Source organism: Streptomyces sp. NPDC029836 (genome assembly GCF_055574495.1).
On sequence record NZ_JBVHZI010000026.1, the window covers coordinates 1 to 15,088 of the forward strand.

The window sequence follows — 15,088 nt, forward strand, 5'->3', positions numbered from 1 at the left end:
CCCTCTCCCGCCTCGCCGACCCCGACACCCTCCACCACACCCCCATCGGCGTCCTGCGCAGCGTCGAACGCCCCGTCTACGACACCCTCATGGCCGAGCAGTTGGAGACCGCCGTCGACCAGCGGGGCAAGGGCGATCTGGCGACGCTGCTGGCGGGCGCCGACACCTGGACCGTCACCGACTAGGCATCGGACGGCGTCATCCGGCCGGCCTGGTACCGGCCGCGAACCGGCAGCGAGGCACGACGAGGCCCGGAACCCGTTACGACGGGGGCCGGGCCTCGTCGCGTGCGGCCCGGGCCGCGTCCTGCGCGGCACGGTCCTCGTCCTGCGCCGCGCGGGCGGCGTCGTAGGCCGCGCGGGCGCCCTGGACCTCGGCCGTGCGGCGTTCCGTCCAGCGCGCCAGGGCCCACACCTGCTCGGCGGCCTCGCGGCCCAGTGCCGTGAGGGTGTAGTCGACGTGCGGCGGGATCACCGGGTGCGCGTGGCGCAGGACGAAGCCGTCGCGCTCCAGCGTCCGCAGGGTCTGGGCGAGCATCTTCTCGCTGACGCCACCCACTTCCCGGCGCAGTTCGCTGAAGCGGTGGGAGCGCTCGATCAGGGCGGCGAGGACGAGCACGCCCCACCGGCTGGTGACGTGCTCCAGGATCCCGCGCGAGGGACACATCGGGGCCCGGATGTCGGCGGGCTTACCAGGGCTACTTACTTCCATGCCAGTACCTTACTTTCAAGTGTGTACTTTCCAATAGTTAGCGCTCTCCGTAGGATGGTGTCATCCACCTGGTCACCTCGCATTGGAGCGCATCATGAGCATCGTCGTCACCGGAGCCACCGGATCCCTGGGCCGCCTCGTCATCGAGGAGCTGCTGAACCTGGTCCCCGCCGAGCGGGTGGCCGCCGTCGTGCGCGACGAGGCGAAGGCCGCCGACCTCGCCGCGCGGGGCGTCGAGGTACGGGTCGCCGACTACGACGACCCCGCGAGCCTGGCCCCTGCCTTCCGGGCCGGCGACCGGGTGCTGTTGATCTCCGGCAGCGCGGTCGGCCGGCGCGTCCCGCAGCACACCGCCGTGATCAAGGCCGCCGAGGCGGCCGGGGTCGCCCAGCTGGCGTACACCGGGATCCTCGGCGGCCCCGAGGCCGACTTCGACCTGGCGGCCGAGCACAAGGTCACCGAGCAGGCGATCCTCGACTCCGGGCTCCCCCACACCTTCCTGCGCAACGGCTGGTACCACGAGAACTACACCGCCCAGCTGCCCGGCGTCCTGGCGCACGGCGCCGTCGTCGGCAGCGCCGGCGAGGGCCGGATCGCCTCCGCGGCGCGGGCCGACTACGCGGCTGCCGCCGCGACCGTCCTGACCGGCGACGGGCACCTGAACCGGGTCTACGAGCTCTCCGGCGACACCGCGTGGGGCCTGGCCGAGTACGCCGCCGAGGTCGCCCGGCAGTCCGGCAAGGAAGTCGCGTACGCCTCGGTGACCGCCGACGAGCACCTGGCGATCCTGACCGGCGCCGGCGTGCCCGAGGGGTTCGCCGCGATCCTGGTCGACGTCGACGCGGCCATCGCGCGCGGCCGGCTGGCCGGTACGAGCGGAGACCTGGCCCGGCTGATCGGCCGGCCGACCACTCCGCTCGCCGCCGCGGTCACCGCCGCCCTGGCCTGATCCGGATCACCCACCGCGACCGGCCGGGGCGACCCGGCCGACCGGTCGTCCCACCCACCGAGATGTCATGAGTATCTCGCTCGAACGGGCATGACATCGGACGCCTGCGGCGCTACGGTCATTGCGTTGTGAGATTGGCCGGAAGTAGCACTGGAGGACCCGTGAAGGCCGAGAACGAGCAGCGCACGGGATTGCTCTCCGGATTCGGCGCGTACGGGCTGTGGGGGCTCGTACCCCTCTTCTGGCCCCTGCTCAAGCCCTCGGGCGCGATCGAGATCCTGGCCCACCGGATGGTGTGGTCCCTGGCCGTCGTCGGGATCGCGCTGCTGGCGCTGCGCCGCTGGAGCTGGATCCGTGAGCTGGTCCGGCAGCCCCGCAAGCTCGGGCTGACGGCGCTCGCCGCGTCCGTGATCAGCGTGAACTGGGGCCTGTACATCTGGGCGGTGAACAACGGGCAGGTCGTCGAGGCCAGCCTCGGCTACTTCATCAACCCGCTGGTCACCATCGCGATCGGCGTGCTGATGCTCGGGGAGCGGCTGCGCCGGGCCCAGTGGGTGGCCGTCGCCATCGGGTTCGCGGCCGTGGTGGTGCTCGCCGTGGGGTACGGGCGGCCGCCGTGGATCTCGCTGATCCTGGCCTTCTCCTTCGCCGCGTACGGACTGATCAAGAAGAAGCTCGATATGGGCGGCCTGGAGTCACTGACGGCGGAGACGGCCCTGCTGTTCCCGCCGGCCCTCGCCTACCTGCTGTGGCTGGCGGTCCAGGGCGACTCGACGTTCGCCACGGAGGGCCTCGGGCACTCCCTGCTGCTGGCCGCGACGGGCCTGGTCACCGCGATCCCGCTGGTGCTCTTCGGGGCGGCCGCGATCCGGGTGCCGCTGTCCACCCTCGGGCTGCTCCAGTACATGGCCCCGGTGTTCCAGTTCGGGCTCGGCGTCCTGTACTTCCACGAGGCGATGCCGCCCGAGCGTTGGGCGGGCTTCTCCCTGGTGTGGGCCGCCCTCGCGATCCTGACCTGGGACGCGCTGCGCACTTCCCGCAGGTCGCGGGCCCGACTCGCCGCCGCCGCGGCGACCGCGCTCGGTGCGGGCCCGCAGGAACTCCCGCAGGCGAGCGCCCGGGAGGCCGCCCGCGAGACCCCCGACGCGGCCCTCACCGACGGGCCCGCCGCTCCTCCCGCACAGACCCGCGAACCGGCGTAACACCGCCCCCTTTCGCCCACCCGATCCCCGGTACGGAACATCTGCACCGGGGATCGTCCGTTTTCCGAACCGCCCTGACCGGATTGTGGTCTTGACGGATTGTCATGCTCTCGCTGAACATCAGGCTCGCACTGACGCACTACAAGCTCACCTGCTCTATCCCCGCACGTTCCGTCTCATCCCCATACGGAATCCCGGAGCCCCCACATGAGCCTGTCCGTCTCCCGGCGCCTCGCCGCCGTGGCCGCGATCGCGGTCACCGGTCTGCTGGGCGCCACCGCCCCCGTCGCGCTCGCCGCACCCACGGCGGTCGCCGCGGCCCCCACCCCGCCCGACATCCCGCTGGCCAACGTCAAGGCCCACCTCACGCAGCTGTCGACGATCGCCGCGAACAACGGTGGCAACCGCGCGCACGGCCGGGCCGGCTACAAGGCCTCGATCGACTACGTGAAGGCCAAGCTGGACGCGGCCGGGTTCACCACCACGCTCCAGACCTTCACCTCCAGCGGTGCCACCGGCTACAACCTGATCGCCGACTGGCCGGGCGGTGACCCCAACTCGGTGCTGATGTCCGGCGCGCACCTGGACTCGGTGACCTCGGGCGCGGGCATCAACGACAACGGCTCGGGCAGCGCGGCGGTCCTGGAGACCGCTCTCGCCGTGTCGCGGGCGGGCCTCCAGCCGACGAAGCACCTGCGCTTCGGCTGGTGGGGCGCGGAGGAGCTGGGCCTGGTCGGCTCGAAGTACTACGTCAACAACCTGCCGACCGCCGAGCGCGCCAAGTTCGCCGGGTACCTGAACTTCGACATGATCGGCTCGCCGAACCCGGGCTACTTCGTCTACGACGACGACCCGACCATCGAGCAGACGTTCAAGAACTACTACGCCGGTCTCGGCGTCCCGACGGAGATCGAGACCGAGGGCGACGGCCGCTCGGACCACGCGTCCTTCAAGAACGTCGGCATACCCGTCGGCGGTCTGTTCAGTGGCGCCAGCAACAGCAAGTCCTCGGCGCAGGCGCAGAAGTGGGGCGGCACCGCCGGTCAGTCCTTCGACCGCTGCTACCACTCCTCCTGCGACAACACCGCGAACATCAACGACACCGCCCTGGACCGCAACGCGGACGCCATCGCCTACGCGATCTGGAACCTCGGCGCGTCCACCCCGGTCCCGCCGGGACAGTCCTTCGAGAACACGACGGACGTGAACATCCCGGACTCCCCCGCCGCCGGGGTCAACTCCCCGATCACGGTGTCCGGCGTCACGGGCAACGCGCCCGCCACCACCAAGGTCGACGTGAACATCGTCCACACCTACCGCGGTGACCTCCAGATCGACCTGATCGCCCCCGACGGGACGGCGTACCGGCTGAAGAACTCCGGCTCGGACTCCGCCGACAACGTCATCGCCTCGTACACGGTGAACGCGTCGAGCGAGGTGGCGAACGGCGTCTGGAAGCTCCAGGTCAAGGACGTGGCGGCGCAGGACGTCGGCTACATCAACAGCTGGAAGATCACCTTCTAGTGACGGGTCCGGCGTCGCTCCGTACGGGGCGGCGCCGGCCTCACTCGTCCTCGGGTCCCGACCGGAGCGAAGCGGACAACGGTTCCTGGATCCGGGCGCGCAACTCCTCGGCGACGGCCGCGATGTCGGCGCGGCCGAGCTTCGCGGCCTCCACGAGGTCGCCGAGCTCCTCCGGCGTCGGAAGTTGTCTGGCCCCGGCCACCCGCAGGTACGAGCGGGTGGCCGCGGCCGCGTAGAACTCGTTCATCGGGGATTCCAGCGCGGGACAGACGGCCAGCGTGTGCAGGAACGCGGCGGCCCGCCAGGCGGTGTCGGGGGCCGGCTGTTCGGGCACCAGCACCAGGTCGTTCTGGTGCCGGGCGACGGCGGCGGCCACCCCGGAGGGGTCCCATACGGCGGGATCCGACGGCAGGTGGTGGGCGAGGGCAGTCCAGGCCCACTCCATGGTGATCTTCAATTGCCGAACCGCTCCTGGAAGTAGCCCCAGTGGTCGGCGAACTCCTCGATGCCGGTGAGGAACGTCTTCCGGTCCTCGTCGAGTTCGCGCTCCGTCACCTCGGTGATCAGTGCGGTGACCGTCGTGCCAAGCGCCGCCGCGCGTACCTTGAGGCGCTCGTGGAACTCTTCGTCCAGGCGAATGGTGACGTGTCTCGACATGGCCAACACGGTACAGCGGGTGTGCTGTACGCAGGAGGGGAACGGCAGAAGGGTGGCCCGGGACACAGGTCCCGGGCCACCCTTCGCGTGGTCACCGCGGCTACGCGGCGCCGCTCGCGACTACTTGGCGGCGTCGGCGGCCTTGATCAGCGCGTCCTTGGTGACGGCGCCGACGTAGACCTTGCCGTCGTCCGTGATCAGGGCGTTGACCAGGCGGGTCGACAGGACCCGGCCCTCGCCGAACTTCCCGGTGACCTTGTCACCGAGGGAGTTCAGGAACTGCTGCGCCTCCTTGGGGGCGTTCTTGTCCTTCTCCAGCTCCTTGAGGCCCTGGCCGGCGCCGGTGTCGATGCGGGCGACGGTGGCCCAGCCCTCGCCGAGGACCTTCACGTCCCCGTTGCCGCCGCCGGTCAGCGCGTCGAGCCCGGGGAAGGACTCCAGGGCCTTGAGGTCCTTGCCGTGCTCCTTGCCCTCGCCCTCCAGGCCCTCGGTCACCTTGGCGCCCTTGGGCGGGGTGAACGCGAAGGTGTCGGCGGCGGGCTTGGCGAAGTCGACCTTGGTGAAGCCCGCGTCGACGATCGGCTTGCCGCCCTGGCTGGAGAGCAGCTGGACGCGCAGCGGGACGCCGTTCTTGGCGTCGACCGCGATCTGCACCGAGCCGACCGTGGAGCCGCTCTGCTTGGGCTTGAGGACCAGCTGGTAGGCGTCCCGCCCGGCGACCTGCGCCGTGTCACCGACGCTGATGGCCGTGGTCGGGCCGGTGGCCTTGAGGATCTCCTGGGCCATCTGCTGCGGGGAGCCCGGCATCCGGTCGGGCGTCCCGTGCTCGGTGCCCTTGCCGGCGCCCTCGGGGTTCTTCTCGTGGAAGACCTCGTTGGACTTCGAGTCGTAGCCCCAGACGTCGGCGCCGTTGTGGATCAGGCTGTACTCGTCCTTCCCGTCGAGGAAGGTGAGCTTCTGGCGGTCCGGGCCGTCCGCGGCGACGCGGAAGGTGTGCGAGCCGTTCGCCAGCTGCGCGATCTTGTCCTCCGGGTTGGCCGAGCCGCCGGTGACGCCACCGCCGCCGAGGAGGCCGGAGGCGATCTTCGGCAGGCCCAGGTCGGTGGTCAGCCGCGCGGTGCCGGAGAGCTGCTCGACGTCGGACGCGGCGACCTTCTCGATCAGCTGCTGCGCCGTGACGTCGGGAAGATCGGGTCCGCCGGCGTTGGCGAAGGCGGGGACCATCGCGACGGTCGCCACCGCGATGCCCACCACCGCGACCGGTACGGCGTACCGTGCGGCCTTCCGCGAGGTCTTCGTGTTCGCTGCCATGTCAGTGCCCTGCCCTCTGTGTCGTCGGCGGCGACCCCCGTGTCGCCGCGCTCACCCGGTCCGCTGGGGTTCGATGTCTCCATCTGACCAAATCGCGGCCCCCGGGGCGTCAGCCCCCGGAGCCAACTCCGCGTACGACCGTGGGATGACACCGCGGCGGCCCGCCTCCCCCGACCCGTAGGGGTCGCCCGGGGGGAGGCAGTCATTCCGCCGGCGTGGGGCGCGGGGCACCCCGGGGCGGGACGGCGTCAGCCGGCGCGGTGGACCACCGCGTCGCACAGTTCCTCCAGCGCGGACTTCGCGAAGCACTCCGGCAGCGGGGCCAGGGTGGCGCGCGCGTCCTCCGCGTAGCGGATGGTGTCGCGGCGGGCCCGCTCCAGCGCGGGGTGGACCCGCAGCCGGGCCAGGACCTCGGCGTGCCGGGCGTCGTCCGTGAGGTCGCCGTCGAGCAGCGTGACGAGTTCCAGGTCCTCGGGGCGGCCGTCGCGCTCGGCCATCTCGCGCAGCCGCAGCACGGGCAGGGTGGGGATGCCCTCGCGCAGGTCGGTGCCGGGGGTCTTGCCGGACTCGTGGGAGTCGGAGGCGATGTCGAGGACGTCGTCGGCGAGCTGGAAGGCGGTGCCGAGCCGCTCGCCGTACTGGGTCAGGATGTTGACGACGGCCTCGTCGGCGCCGGCCATCAGCGCGCCGAACCGGCCGGAGACCGCGATCAGCGAGCCGGTCTTGCCGGCGATGACGTCGAGGTAGTGCGCGACCGGGTCGCGCCCGTCGCGCGGGCCGGCCGTCTCCAGGATCTGGCCGGTGACGAGCCGCTCGAAGGCCTCGGCCTGGATGCGGACGGCCTCCGGCCCGAGGTCGGCCAGGATGTGGGAGGCGCGGGCGAAGAGGAAGTCACCCGTCAGGACGGCGACGGAGTTGCCCCAGCGGGCGTTGGCGCTCTCCACGCCGCGGCGCACGTCGGCCTCGTCCATGACGTCGTCGTGGTAGAGCGTGGCCAGGTGCGTGAGCTCCACGACCACCGCGGACGGCACGATCCCGGGGGCGTAGGGATCGCCGAAGCGGGACGCGAGCATCACCAGCAGTGGGCGGAAGCGCTTGCCCCCGGCCTTCACCAGGTGTTGCGCGGCCTCGGTGATGAAGGGGACTTCGCTCTTGGTGGCCTCCAGCAGACCCGCCTCGACGGCGGCCAGTCCGGCCTGGACATCGGTCTCAAGAGCCTGGTCCCGCACGCTCAGTCCGAACGGCCCGACGACGGTCACGAGGGGTACTCCTGTCTGCTGACGATCACCTTGACGATCACATGGATTGTCGATGTGTCGCTGCCATCACTCAAGCCAGCGTATCCGGTCCGTTTTCGATCACCCAGAGCGCCTGTCCGGCCGCCACGCGCGCAGCGCCCGATACACCCCGGTATGTTCAGTGGAAGTCGAAACGACCGGAGAATCTGTGGTGTCCAGAACCATGACCGATATGGACGGGCCCGACCCGGAGGCGGACCAGCCGCCGCCCGGTGACGACCACGCCTTCCTGGGGCATCCCAGGGGCCTGGCCACCCTGTCCGGGCTGGAAGTCTGGGAGCGGTTCTCCTTCCTCGGCATGCAGGCCATCCTCGTCCTCTACTTCGCGGACGCGGTGGCGAGCGGCGGCCTGGGCATGGACCCGGGCAGCGCGGCGTCCGTCGCGGCGGCGTACGGGACCATGGTCTACCTCGTCTCGGTGGCCGGCGGGTGGCTCGCCGACCGGATCCTCGGTTCCTACCGGGCGGTGCTCTACGGCGGCGTCCTGATCGCCTGCGGGCATTACGCCATGGCCGTGCCCACCGCCGCGATGACCTGGGTCGGACTCGGCCTGATCAGCGCGGGCACCGGCCTGCTCAAGCCCAACGTGGCCAGCATGGTCGGCAAGCTGTACCGCACGGACGACGAACGGCGCGACGCCGGGTTCGCCCTCTACTACATGGGCATCAACGTCGGCGCCTTCGCCGGCCCGCTGATCACCGCCTGGCTCGGCGAGCGCGAGGGCTGGCACTGGGGCTTCTCCGCCGCCGCCATCGGCATGACCGCCGGGCTCGTCCAGTACGTGCTGGGACGCCGCCATCTGGCCGGACGGAAACACTCGGCCGAGTACGCCCTCGCCCCCGACGCGATGCGCGCCGCCATCCGGAAGATCGTCGGCGGTTGCCTCGCGTTCGCCGTCATCGCCACCCTCCTGGCCGCCATCGGCTGGTTGACGATGGCCCGTTTCGTCGACGTCCTGACCCTCGTCTCGGTGATCGCGCCGATCGTCTACTTCGCGGTCATGTTCCGCAGCCCCCGCGTCACGGCCGAGGAACGCGGCCGGCTGCGCCCGTACGTGGTGCTCTTCCTGGCCTCGGTCGCCTTCAACTTCATCCTCTTCCAGGCCTACTCGACGATGATGCTGCTGGCCTCGACCAACGCCCGCACCACCATCCTCGGCTTCGACTTCCCCGCCGGCTGGTACGCCTCCGCGCTCGGCGCCTTCGAGGTGGCGCTGGCGCCCGTGGTGGCCGCGCTGTGGGTCCGGATGGGCCGCCGCCAGCCGCACGCCTCCAACAAGATCGCCATCGGGGTGATCCTGGGCGGCCTGTCCTTCCTGCTGATGGTCGTCCCCACCTCGGGCCACGCCGACGAGACGTACAAGATGGCCGCCTGGTGGATCGTCGGCTCGTACCTGCTGCTCGGCCTCGGCGACGTGCTGTTGGAGACCTCCGGCATGTCCGCCACCACGAAGCTCGCCCCCAAGGCGTACGCGAGCCAGACCATGGCCCTGTGGTTCCTCTCGCTGGCCCTGGCCAACGGCATCCAGGCCCAGGTCGTCAAGCTCTACGACCGGGTCTCCCACCCCGTCTACTTCGGCGTCAACGGCGCCATCGCCGTCGCGGCGGGCCTGGTCGTGGTCGCGCTGGCGCCCTGGCTGCGCCGCACCATGCACCCCGTCCACTGAGGCACCGCACCCCGTCCACCGAAAGGGGCCCGACCACCGATGATCATCCGTACCGAGTTCCCGTACGGGACCACCCACGAGGACGTCCGGATCCCGCTGCCGGACGGGGTGGAGCTGTACGCGCGGATCTGGCGCCCGGTGACGGACGAGCCCGTCCCCGCCCTGCTGGAGTACCTCCCCTACCGGCTCACCGACTGGACCGCGCCCCGCGACCGCCAGCGCCACCCCTGGTACGCCGGGCACGGCTACGCCTCGGTCCGCGTCGACGTGCGCGGCCACGGGTGCAGCGGCGGCCTGCCGGGCGACGAGTACGACGCGCGGGAGCTCGCCGACGGGGTCGCCGTGGTGGAGTGGCTGGCGGCGCAGCCCTGGTGCACGGGCGCGGTCGGCATGTTCGGGATCTCCTGGGGCGGCTTCAACAGCCTCCAGATCGCGGCGCTGGCCCCGCCGGCCCTGAAGGCGGTGGTCACCGTCTGCTCGACCGACGACCGCTACGACAACGACGTGCACTACATGGGCGGCTCCGTGCTGGCCGTGGACATGCACGCCTGGGCGGCGACCATGCTGGCCTTCGCCGCCCGGCCGCCGGACCCGCGGTTCGTCGGCGACGGCTGGCGCGAGCAGTGGCTGGACCGGCTCACCGCCGTCGAGCCGCTCGTCCACACCTGGCTGGCCCACCAGACCCGCGACGACTACTGGCGCCACGGCAGCGTCTGCGAGGACTACGGGGCCGTGAAGGCCGCCGTGCTGGCCGTCGGCGGCTGGCACGACCCGTACCGGGACACCGTCCTGCGGCTCGTCGAGCACCTCCCGACCGGGCGCGTACGGGGCCTCATCGGCCCCTGGTCGCACCAGTACCCGGACCGCGGGCTGCCGCCGGGCCCGGCGATCGGCTTCCTCCAGGAGACCCTGCGCTGGTGGGACCACTGGCTGCGCGGCGACGACAACGGCGTCATGGACGAACCCCTGCTGCGCGCCTGGATCAGCGACTCGCACCCGCCGGCGACCGTCTACGAGCGGCTGCCGGGCCGCTGGGTGGGCGAACGGGCCTGGCCGTCCCCGACGGTCGTCCCCGTCTCGTACGGCCTCCAGGGCCCCCCTGTGGTCGTCGCCTCGCCACAGCACACCGGGCTGGACGCGGGCCGCTTCTTCCCCTTCGGCAACGACGCCGACCTGCCGCCGGACCAGCGCGAGGAGGACGCCAAGTCGGCCTGCTTCGAGTTCCCCGTCGGGGCGGGCGAACCGGTGGAGATCCTCGGCCGGCCGTCGGTGACGCTGCGGCTGCGCATGGAGGTCCCGTACGGGCAGGTCGTGGCCCGGCTGTGCGACGTCGCCCCCGACGGCTCCTCGACGCTGGTCACCCGGGGCGCGCTGAACCTGTCGGCGCGCCACGGCCGGGACCGGGCGGCGCCGTGGCGGCCGGGCGCGACCGAGGACGTCACCTTCGAACTGAACGGCATCGGGCACGCGTTCCCGCCCGGGCACCGGATCCGGCTCGCGGTGTCCTCCGCGTACTGGCCCTGGATCTGGCCGCGGGCCGGCTCGGAGGCCGGCTGGACCCTCGACCCGGCCGGCAGCACCCTGGAACTCCCCGTCCGACCGCCCTCCCCGCGCGCGGACGAGACGATCGTCTTCGAGGCCCCGGAACAGGCCGCGCCCCTCGCGGTGGCCTACCCGGACACCCTGGAGGGCCCGCGCCCGGAACGCCTGGTCGTACGGGACGTCGCGGCCGGCACCTGGCGCCTGGAGGTGGACCCCCGCTACGGGGGCACCCGGGTGTACCCGGACGGCCTGGAGTTCAGCGAGGACGCGCGGGAGGTGTACGAGATCCAGGAGTCGGACCCGCTGTCGGCCCGCACCCACTCGGAGTGGAACATCCGACTGCGCCGGCCGGAACTGGGCTGGGACGCACGGGTGGAGACCCGCTCGGAGATCTCCTGCGACGAGGGCGGCTTCCTGACGTCCAACGAGGTGGTCTGCCGGGAGGGCGACGAGGTCGTCTTCCACCGCACCTGGGAACGCCGCCTCCCGCGCGCGGCGGGCTGACGGCCGGTCCCCCCGGGCAGCACGCCCGGGGGAAGGCCGACGCTCAGACGGCCTTGACGCCGTCCACGAAGGTGGCGAACGCGGCAGCGGTGAAGCCGAGCACGGGACTGTCGTCGCACTTGGAGTCCCGGACGGGGACGACACCGCGCGAGGCGACGAGGTTGGTGGCGACCTCAACGCACGCACCGCCGTTGTCGCTGTAGGAGGACGTGAACCAGCGGGGGGATTCGGTCGTCACGAGGTGCCCTTTCGTAGCTGATCGATCATGGCTACCGATGCCGCCTGGGTGCATGCCTCGGCTTGGAGCTGATGGTAGGCCGTCATCATGGGCACCACGGAGTTGTTATCCCGCTCCAAATGGCCCCGTTGGGCGGATTCCGCGTAGGACATGATCGAGCGGTCCGGCAACGTCAGGATGTAGAGAGGCAGGTTGAACGGTCGCCGCTCCCCCATGTCGAACGGGGCGATCTGAAGCACCGTGTTGGGAAGTTCGGCGAATTCGAGAAGCCGCGTGAACTGGTCCCGCATCAGGGTGGGTCCGCCGAGGGGCCGACGGATACAGCTCTCGTCCAGCACCGCGAGGATCAGCGGCGGAGGAGTGCGCAGCAATACCGTCTGTCGGTCCGCGACGACGGCGATCCGCTCGGCCGCGTGATCGGCAGTGATGGCCCCTCGTTTGACGGCACTCTCGGCGAGCACCGTCGCGTACTCCGGCGTCTGGAGCAGTCCAGGTATGACGCCCACCTCGTACAGGCGGATTTCCACCGCGCGGCTCTCGTAGCCCAGGAACTCCGGGAAGCCCTCCAGCAGTACGCCGTGCCGGATCTCGCGCCACTCGCGCTCGAACGACTTTTCGCCCTGGCCGGTGCCGAAGACCTCGTCGGCACTGCGCGAGAACCGCAAGGTCGGCACTTTCCGTCCGGTTTCGACCGCTGACACGTGCGTACTGGAGTACCCGAGCCGCCCGCCCAGGAACTCCTGCGTCCAACCACGCTCCTCCCGCCAGCTGCGCACACGCGCGCCGAAGGCGGCCTGCGGTCCGCGTTCGGGATTCAACTCCTTGCGGTTCAAGGGCCCCTGACCAATCTTCCGTTCCAATTCGACAAGTTGAAGCCTCCCCTGGCCCGGGTCATCCTGAACCCGTTGGGTAGCGAATTGGCTACGGAGAGGAACGGTGTCATGTGTGAAACACAACCGCCTCAACCCCCGTCCCCCGGCACGCTCGTGGTGGACACCGCGCAGGGTGACCGCGTCGGGGAGTTCCGCAGGGTCGCCGGCCCGTACTGGGCCCTGCGGCCCGTGCACGGCGGGGCCGAGTGGGAGGCGGAGCCGCAGCACGTGCGGCCCGCCGAGCCCATGGAGCGCCTGCGCGCCGAGAACGCGCGGCGCAACGCACAGAGCGCGAAGGGGTTGCTATGAGCGCCCCGCCGCCCGAAGGGGACGATACCGGGGCCGAGTTGCGGCGCATGGAGTCGGACCCGGCCTACCGGGCGCTGTTCCTCACGCTGCTGGACGCGGCGCTGGTCCGTCGGGACGCGGAGCGCGGCGCGTTCGCGCTGGGCGCCCTGGCGGCGGCCGAGCGGCTGCGGGGCCTGGTCCGGCCCGATCCCGACCCGGCGGTCCGCCGGGCCCGCGCCGACCGGCGGACCGCGGTGGCCGTGACGGTCGGGGCGATCGCCTGGACCTGCTGCGTGGCCGGCATCGTCGCCCGGGGGTGGCTCGCGTGAGCGGCGGGCCGACGCCTCCCCCGCGCCCGGTGTGCGCCGCGTCCGGCGCCCTCTCGGCGGCGCACCTGGAAGCGCTGGCGCGCCTCCTGCCCGCGCGGGCCCTCCGGGAGGTCCTCGCGGCCGGCCCCGAGCTGCGTTGCGCCTTGGAGCGCCACGCCGGCCCGCACCTGGACGTCGTCCACGACCCCGCCTCCGGCGACACCCTGTGGGCCCGCTGGTCCGACGCGAACGGGCCCGACGCGGAACCCGACGCCGTCCTCCCCCTCCCGGACTGCCCGGCGACCACCGGCCCCATCGCCTGCGCCCACCCCCTCGGCCACCCCGGCGGCCACAGCCGGAACCTCACGGCCCCCGCGCCCACAGGCTCGTCGATGCCGACATAGCGTCATGTGCAGACGACGGTTCATGCACGAACCGTGCGAGCACCCAGCGATCCCCTGACCGACGCCGAGAAGAACGATCTGGACGAAGCCCTCAGTGCTGTCCCGCCAACGCCTACCGGGGGGGCGATCCGGACTCGCAGGAGAGGACCGAAGCCGCATGAGTACCGCGCCCCAGCCGTCGGCCACCTCTCAGCCTCCCACTCAGCCCGAGGCGATCCGCGCCACCCTCGCCCGGGTCGCCCCTCATCTCCTCGCCGACTTCGACCGCGACCGGGCGGCCAGCACCGCCCGCGCCCGTACCGAGGTGTCCGCCGCTCCCCTGCGCACCTTCACCGAGGCATGGGCCGTCGAGGTCGCCATCGCCCGGCATCCCGAGACCGCTGCCCGGCTTCGCGCGTTGGAGGCCCGTGCCGGAGAGGTGACCGACCTCGGCGAGGCCCGGGACATCGCCGCCGAGATCAGCCTCATCCGCCGTGCGGCCTCGGCGTCGACCCGGCCGAACTCGGCGATCCCACGCCCGGTACGGCCCGTCGGCACATGCTCGGTTCCGGAGGATGGTTCGAGACCCAGGCCCTCCCCCGGATGAGGCCGCGCCTCCTCGCGGTGGTCCTCGTCGTGCCGCCGCCGCACCTGCTCTGACACCCGCCCGCCGGAGGCGCACCGCCCGCACGGAGCCGGGGCCCCGTCAGGCGTACAGCCGCTCCAGGACCACCGCGATGCCGTCTTCCTCATTCGAGAGGGTGACCTCGTCGGCGACGGCGAGGAGTTCGCGGTGGGAGTTGGCCATGGCGACCCCGTGGGCCGCCCACGCGAACATCGGGACGTCGTTCGGCATGTCGCCGAAGGCGATCGTGCACGAGCCCGGGATGCCGAGCACCTCGGCGGCGCGGGCCAGGCCGGCGGCCTTGTCCACGTCCAACGGCTGGAGTTCCACGGTGTGCTCCCCGGCCATGGTGACGTTCACCAGGTCGCCGACGACCGAGCGCGCGACCCGGGTCAGTTCGTCGTCGTCGAGCCGGGGGTGCTGGAGGAGGACCTTGTTGATCGGGGCCGACCACAGGTCGGCGCGGCGCGGTACCCGGACGGTCGGCAGGTGCGGGTGCCACATCCGGTAGCCGGGCCCTATCAGCATCTCCGCGTCGAGACCCTCCTGGTTCACCGCCGCCCAGACCTCGCCGATCTCCGCCTCGATCTTGCCGAGGGCGACCTCGGCGAGCCCCCGGTCCATGGAGACGGAGTGCAGCAGGATGCCGCGCGCCGTGTCGTACACCTGCGCGCCTTGCCCGCACACCGCGAGCCCCTCGTATCCGAGGTCGTCCAGGACGTGTCGAACCTGGGGAACGGGCCGTCCGGTGACGACGATGTGCTGGGCGCCGACGGCCCGGGCCGTCGCGAGAGCCTTGTGGGAGCGGGCCGAGACGGTGTCTCCGGCGCACAGCAGAGTCCCGTCCAGGTCGGTGGCGATCAAGGCGGGGGGGAGAGCGGAAGTCACGGCGTCAAGGATACGGACCCCGTTGGACAAGTCCTACAAATAGCGCCCGAATCCGGCCTCCCACAGACCCCACCTGGCACGTAACGTGTCAACAAGCCCCCGGGACACCCCCGGCCCGCGTC

The 15,088-nt window shown here is 71.7% G+C and carries 17 protein-coding genes and 1 pseudogene; 10 read left to right on the forward strand and 8 right to left on the reverse strand.

The features are described from left to right. Positions 1-185 (forward strand): annotated as a pseudogene (locus tag ACZ4XJ_RS35880) (2-oxoacid:ferredoxin oxidoreductase subunit beta); the annotation flags it as partial. 76 nt (positions 186-261) lie between these two features. Here ACZ4XJ_RS35880 and ACZ4XJ_RS35885 read toward each other — a convergent pair. Then, entirely contained in the window at positions 262-711 is a 450-nt protein-coding gene (locus ACZ4XJ_RS35885; RefSeq protein ID WP_468498685.1) for a winged helix-turn-helix transcriptional regulator, read from the reverse strand. Between the two features lie 94 nt (positions 712-805). On the opposite strand from ACZ4XJ_RS35885, the gene ACZ4XJ_RS35890 reads away from it, so the two are divergent. The 3 genes from ACZ4XJ_RS35890 to ACZ4XJ_RS35900 all read left to right on the forward strand — a co-directional run bounded on the left by ACZ4XJ_RS35890 (position 806) and on the right by ACZ4XJ_RS35900 (position 4,386). Then, positions 806-1,660 carry an SDR family oxidoreductase gene (locus ACZ4XJ_RS35890; RefSeq protein ID WP_468498686.1) on the forward strand — a complete coding sequence of 285 codons (855 nt, stop codon included), beginning with the start codon at positions 806-808 and terminating at the stop codon, positions 1,658-1,660. A gap of 161 nt (positions 1,661-1,821) precedes the next feature. After that, a complete protein-coding gene (gene rarD / locus ACZ4XJ_RS35895; protein WP_468498687.1) occupies positions 1,822-2,862 on the forward strand; it encodes an EamA family transporter RarD in 1,041 nt (346 codons plus the stop codon). A 207-nt stretch (positions 2,863-3,069) separates the two neighbouring features. Continuing rightward, complete coding sequence (locus tag ACZ4XJ_RS35900; RefSeq protein ID WP_362881897.1) at positions 3,070-4,386, forward strand: M28 family metallopeptidase; 1,317 nt, start codon at positions 3,070-3,072, stop codon at positions 4,384-4,386. Positions 4,387-4,426: 40 nt separating this feature from the next. Here the strand turns inward: ACZ4XJ_RS35900 and ACZ4XJ_RS35905 are convergent, their stop codons facing one another. From ACZ4XJ_RS35905 to ACZ4XJ_RS35920, 4 genes are all read right to left on the reverse strand, one after another. Continuing rightward, positions 4,427-4,843 (reverse strand): hypothetical protein, encoded by a 417-nt coding sequence (locus ACZ4XJ_RS35905; RefSeq protein WP_362881899.1) that lies wholly within the window; start codon positions 4,841-4,843, stop codon positions 4,427-4,429. Further along, positions 4,840-5,043: a hypothetical protein gene (locus tag ACZ4XJ_RS35910; RefSeq protein WP_362881901.1), complete on the reverse strand. Its 204-nt coding sequence runs from the start codon at positions 5,041-5,043 to the stop codon at positions 4,840-4,842. Before ACZ4XJ_RS35910 ends, ACZ4XJ_RS35905 begins: the two co-directional genes overlap by 4 nt. A 120-nt stretch (positions 5,044-5,163) precedes the next feature. Then, the gene (locus ACZ4XJ_RS35915; RefSeq protein WP_468498688.1) at positions 5,164-6,354 is read right to left on the reverse strand and encodes a LolA family protein; all 1,191 of its coding nucleotides are present in this window, start codon (positions 6,352-6,354) and stop codon (positions 5,164-5,166) included. Positions 6,355-6,602: 248 nt separating this feature from the next. After that, positions 6,603-7,613 (reverse strand): polyprenyl synthetase family protein, encoded by a 1,011-nt coding sequence (locus tag ACZ4XJ_RS35920; protein ID WP_362881905.1) that lies wholly within the window; start codon positions 7,611-7,613, stop codon positions 6,603-6,605. A gap of 211 nt (positions 7,614-7,824) precedes the next feature. Between ACZ4XJ_RS35920 and ACZ4XJ_RS35925 the strand changes: the two genes are divergently transcribed. Together ACZ4XJ_RS35925 and ACZ4XJ_RS35930 are read left to right on the forward strand one after the other, a co-directional pair. Then, positions 7,825-9,318, forward strand: a complete 1,494-nt coding sequence (locus tag ACZ4XJ_RS35925) for a peptide MFS transporter (protein WP_468498715.1) — start codon at positions 7,825-7,827, stop codon at positions 9,316-9,318. A gap of 39 nt (positions 9,319-9,357) precedes the next feature. After that, complete coding sequence (locus ACZ4XJ_RS35930) at positions 9,358-11,364, forward strand: CocE/NonD family hydrolase (protein ID WP_468498689.1); 2,007 nt, start codon at positions 9,358-9,360, stop codon at positions 11,362-11,364. A gap of 43 nt (positions 11,365-11,407) precedes the next feature. On the opposite strand, the gene ACZ4XJ_RS35935 is transcribed toward ACZ4XJ_RS35930, so the two are convergent. Both ACZ4XJ_RS35935 and ACZ4XJ_RS35940 read right to left on the reverse strand, forming a co-directional pair. Further along, on the reverse strand, positions 11,408-11,602 hold the full coding sequence (locus ACZ4XJ_RS35935) for a DUF397 domain-containing protein (RefSeq protein WP_468498690.1): 195 nt from the start codon (positions 11,600-11,602) through the stop codon (positions 11,408-11,410). After that, positions 11,599-12,435 carry a helix-turn-helix domain-containing protein gene (locus ACZ4XJ_RS35940; protein WP_468498691.1) on the reverse strand — a complete coding sequence of 279 codons (837 nt, stop codon included), beginning with the start codon at positions 12,433-12,435 and terminating at the stop codon, positions 11,599-11,601. The genes ACZ4XJ_RS35935 and ACZ4XJ_RS35940 overlap by 4 nt, the downstream gene beginning before the upstream one ends. 108 nt (positions 12,436-12,543) lie before the next feature. Between ACZ4XJ_RS35940 and ACZ4XJ_RS35945 the strand changes: the two genes are divergently transcribed. The 4 genes from ACZ4XJ_RS35945 (at position 12,544) to ACZ4XJ_RS35960 (ending at position 14,060) form a co-directional block, all read left to right on the forward strand. Next, positions 12,544-12,783: a hypothetical protein gene (locus ACZ4XJ_RS35945; protein WP_468498692.1), complete on the forward strand. Its 240-nt coding sequence runs from the start codon at positions 12,544-12,546 to the stop codon at positions 12,781-12,783. Further along, complete coding sequence (locus ACZ4XJ_RS35950; protein ID WP_468498693.1) at positions 12,780-13,091, forward strand: hypothetical protein; 312 nt, start codon at positions 12,780-12,782, stop codon at positions 13,089-13,091. Before ACZ4XJ_RS35945 ends, ACZ4XJ_RS35950 begins: the two co-directional genes overlap by 4 nt. Beyond that, a complete protein-coding gene (locus ACZ4XJ_RS35955) occupies positions 13,088-13,474 on the forward strand; it encodes a hypothetical protein (RefSeq protein ID WP_468498694.1) in 387 nt (128 codons plus the stop codon). Before ACZ4XJ_RS35950 ends, ACZ4XJ_RS35955 begins: the two co-directional genes overlap by 4 nt. A gap of 157 nt (positions 13,475-13,631) precedes the next feature. Further along, positions 13,632-14,060 carry a hypothetical protein gene (locus ACZ4XJ_RS35960; protein ID WP_468498695.1) on the forward strand — a complete coding sequence of 143 codons (429 nt, stop codon included), beginning with the start codon at positions 13,632-13,634 and terminating at the stop codon, positions 14,058-14,060. Between the two features lie 99 nt (positions 14,061-14,159). Here the strand turns inward: ACZ4XJ_RS35960 and ACZ4XJ_RS35965 are convergent, their stop codons facing one another. Next, the gene (locus tag ACZ4XJ_RS35965; RefSeq protein WP_468498696.1) at positions 14,160-14,966 is read right to left on the reverse strand and encodes an HAD family hydrolase; all 807 of its coding nucleotides are present in this window, start codon (positions 14,964-14,966) and stop codon (positions 14,160-14,162) included. Positions 14,967-15,088: the final 122 nt, after the last annotated feature.